4 protein-coding genes are annotated in these 3,055 nt (G+C 72.9%); 1 reads left to right on the top strand and 3 read right to left on the bottom strand.

What is annotated here, in order from left to right:
• Positions 1-1,148 (top strand): diguanylate cyclase (locus HC022_RS22760; protein WP_167453924.1); only part of this gene is annotated, 1,148 nt, incomplete at its 5' end.
• A 386-nt stretch (positions 1,149-1,534) separates the two neighbouring features.
• On the opposite strand, the gene HC022_RS22755 is transcribed toward HC022_RS22760, so the two are convergent.
• From HC022_RS22755 to HC022_RS22745, 3 genes are read right to left on the bottom strand one after another with little or no spacing between them, the layout of a single operon-like run.
• Positions 1,535-2,047 carry a periplasmic heavy metal sensor gene (locus tag HC022_RS22755; protein ID WP_167453923.1) on the bottom strand — a complete coding sequence of 171 codons (513 nt, stop codon included), beginning with the start codon at positions 2,045-2,047 and terminating at the stop codon, positions 1,535-1,537.
• Between the two features lie 3 nt (positions 2,048-2,050).
• Positions 2,051-2,446: a hypothetical protein gene (locus HC022_RS22750; protein WP_254885240.1), complete on the bottom strand. Its 396-nt coding sequence runs from the start codon at positions 2,444-2,446 to the stop codon at positions 2,051-2,053.
• The gene (locus tag HC022_RS22745; protein ID WP_175583702.1) at positions 2,439-3,023 is read right to left on the bottom strand and encodes an RNA polymerase sigma factor; all 585 of its coding nucleotides are present in this window, start codon (positions 3,021-3,023) and stop codon (positions 2,439-2,441) included. The genes HC022_RS22750 and HC022_RS22745 overlap by 8 nt, the downstream gene beginning before the upstream one ends.
• Between the last annotated feature and the right edge of the window lie 32 nt (positions 3,024-3,055).

Below are 3,055 nucleotides of genomic sequence, written 5' to 3'. Positions count from 1 at the left end.
GGGGGGCGGACGACATGCTGTCGCGCCCGGTGGACGAGCGGGTGCTCCTGGCGCGCCTGCGCAGCCTGCTCCGCGCCCGCCACGCCGAGGACGAGCTGCGCCTGCGCGACGACACCCGCCGCGCGCTCGGGCTGGCCGAGCCCCCGGCGGAACTGCACTGCCCGGCGCGGGTGGCGGTGGTGCCGGTGCAGGCTGATGTCTCGGTGAAGGCCGTGGTGAGCACGCTGCGCGCCCGCCTGCCCGACCGCTTCGAGATCTGCAGCCCGGACGAGGCGCTGCGGCTCGCGGGCGGCGCCCCCGAGGTCTTCGTCATCGTCGACACCGGCAGCGTGGCCGGCGCCGGCCTGTCGCTGCTCACCCAGCTGCGCGCGAGCCCGCCCTACCGGCAGTCCGCGATCGTCTACGTGACCCGCGCCGAGTGCCGGCATGAGGCGGCAAGCGCGCTCGATCTCGGGGCCAACGACCTGCTGGCCGACGGGTTCGACGCCGAGGAGCTGATCCTGCGGCTGCCCAAGCAGATCGCCCGCAAGCGCACCGCCGACCGGCTGCGCTCGAACATGCGCGACGGGCTGCGGGCGGCGGTGACCGACCCGCTCACCGGGCTCTACAACCGCCGCTACGTGCTGCCGCACCTGACGCGGGTGGCGGATCGCGCCATCGAGAAGGCGCGCAGCTACGCGCTGCTGCTGCTCGACCTCGACCATTTCAAGACGATCAACGACGCCCATGGCCACGCGGTCGGCGATGCGGTTCTGGTCGAGGCGGCGCGGCGGATGTCCGCGAACCTCAGGCCCTCGGACCTCGTGGCACGTATCGGCGGCGAGGAATTCCTCGTGGTGATGCCGGACACCTCGGAAAACACCGCGCTGCTCGCAGCGGAACGGCTCCGCAGCGTGATCTCGAAGACCCCCTTCACCGTCCCCGGGCTTCCCGAGGGCGGCCGCCAGGTCACCGCGAGCATCGGCGTGGCGCTTCCCCGGCGCACCCGCGCCGAGCCGCCCGAGATCCTGCTGGACCGCGCCGACCGGGCGCTCTACGTCGCCAAGAACAGCGGCCGCAACCAGGTCGCGCTGGCGGGCGGCGACTGCGCCTTACTGGCGGCGGACCCGGTCGGCCCTCCACCACGCGCGGCGGCCGCCGGACCCTGAGAGCCGGGAGTTGGCCGGCGCGAGACGGCATGAGGGCGGGCGTCTTGGCGTCAAAGACTGAGGCAAACGCCCGACAGACAGAGCCAGGCGCCCGACAGGCAGAGGCCGCGCCATTGGATCGTCCCCGGCACGACATGACAGACTTCCCGCCCGGGACGTCGGTTCGGTGGCGTGACCGGCGTTCCGCGCCGGCATCGCATCCGGCCCCCCTCCGGCGTGGGGAACCGCTCCGGGAGCCCCCATCCGCGCCGGGATCAGCACGCCGCCCCCGTCCCGCCATGGAAGCAGCCCGCTGGAACGTCCGACCCGCACGGGGTCGCCCGAGCCGTCACATGCCCCAGCCGGTCCCGCGCACCCGCGAGCGCCCCGACGGGGAACGACAGGCCTCAGTCCTTCGGCCGGAACCGCTTTGCATGTTCGGCGATCTTCGCGATCTCCGCCTCGAGCCGGTCCGCGTAGGCGCGGCGCTCTTCGGGGTCCAGCGTGGCCACGTAATCGACCAGCAACCTCTGCCCCGCCTTCTGCCGGGCCTCGCCGCGCGCACTCTGTGCCTCGAGCGTCGCCCCGAAGGCCGCGCTGTCGAAGGGCTCGGCCCGCAGCAGTTCGAGCGCCGCATTGTAGCCGTCGACGAAGCTCGGCCGCTCGCCGCCCTGAGCCCGATCGTGCTTGAAGGACTGGCGGAGGTTGCGGCCCAGCTCGCGCCGCTGCTCCTCGCTGAAGGCGCTGGTGTAGGGGAACACGAAATCGCGCCCGCGCGGCGGGGGCGCCCGCTCGGGCATCGGATGGCGCAGCACGAAGCCCGCGCCCACCCCGACCACCGCGAGGTTCAGCGCCAGCGAGGCGAAAAGAAGCACCCGCAACCCGCGCCGCATCTTCGGTCTGCTTTCTGCGTCGGCCATCTCTTACAGTCCCAACATCACATCGTCGAAGCCGCTCGTGGGCTCCAGCTTCATCACCGAATCCGCCGCCGACACCGAGAGCCAGTCCGACACCCCGGAGGGCGGCACCGCCCCGAACCACACGCCGGTGGCGCAGGCGGCCACCAGCCCGGCCATCGCCGGCCAGCCCCCGACCGCGCCCAGCACGTCGCGCAGCGACGTCCCGAGCCGCGCGCCAAGACCGCGCCGCGCGGCGGGTGCCGCCTCTGCCGCGGGATCGGGACGCGGTGACGGCAGCTCGTCCAGCGCCAAGCGTTCCATCCGCGCGAGCCAGTCCCCCGACGGCGCCGGCGCTTCGGCACGGGCCGCTTCGAACCACGGGGCCATGGCCCCTTCCTCAGCCTTGCGCTTGTCAGTCATCGTCATATCCCAGTTCTGCGCGTCGCGGAGCCAAAAGCCCTTGCAGCGCCTTGCGGCCCCGCGCACTGAGACTTTCGACCGCGCGCACGCCTATGTCCATGATGCCGGCGATCTCGGGGTTCGAAAGCCCCTCGAGATGCCGCAATACCACTGCCTGTTTCTGCCGCTCGGGCAGCGTGCCGAGCGCCGCCTGCAGCGCCTGTCCCCGCGCCGTGTCCTGCAGCCCCTGCTCGGCCGAGGGCGACGGGTCCGGCGGTTCGGCCACCGCGTCGATGTCGACATGACCGCCGCGCCGGCGCCGGATCCGGTCGATGCAAAGGTTGGAGACGACCCGGTAGACCCAGGTCGACACCTTCGCCTCGCCCTCGCGCCAGCCCGGCGCCGCCCGCCAGAGCCGCAGCAGCGCCTCCTGGGCAATGTCCTCGGCCTCGGCGCGGTCGTTGAGCATGCGCATGGCATGGCCAAAAGCCCTCGGGCCCAGGCGCATGGTCAGCGCGCGCGCCGCCGCCGGGTCGCCCGCCGCATAGGCCGCGAGCAAGGTCTCGTCACTGCAATCGCTCATCGCGTCATAGGGCATCCGGTCCATCCTCTTGCGCTAGCCCCTGGCCG

The sequence above is a fragment of the Salipiger sp. HF18 genome (assembly GCF_011806505.1).
In the GTDB taxonomy this organism is placed as follows: Bacteria; Pseudomonadota; Alphaproteobacteria; order Rhodobacterales; family Rhodobacteraceae; genus Salipiger; species Salipiger thiooxidans.
Note: the sequence above shows the minus strand (reverse complement) of the source record. Positions and strands in the feature narration are given on the sequence as shown.

Excerpts from the sequence above, each read along its gene's own strand:
- HC022_RS22755 (WP_167453923.1), bottom strand. The coding sequence starts at position 2,047 with ATGGCCGACGCAGAAAGCAGACCGAAGATGCGGCGCGGGTTGCGGGTG.
- HC022_RS22750 (WP_254885240.1), bottom strand. The coding sequence starts at position 2,446 with ATGACTGACAAGCGCAAGGCTGAGGAAGGGGCCATGGCCCCGTGGTTC.
- HC022_RS22745 (WP_175583702.1), bottom strand. The coding sequence starts at position 3,023 with ATGCCCTATGACGCGATGAGCGATTGCAGTGACGAGACCTTGCTCGCG.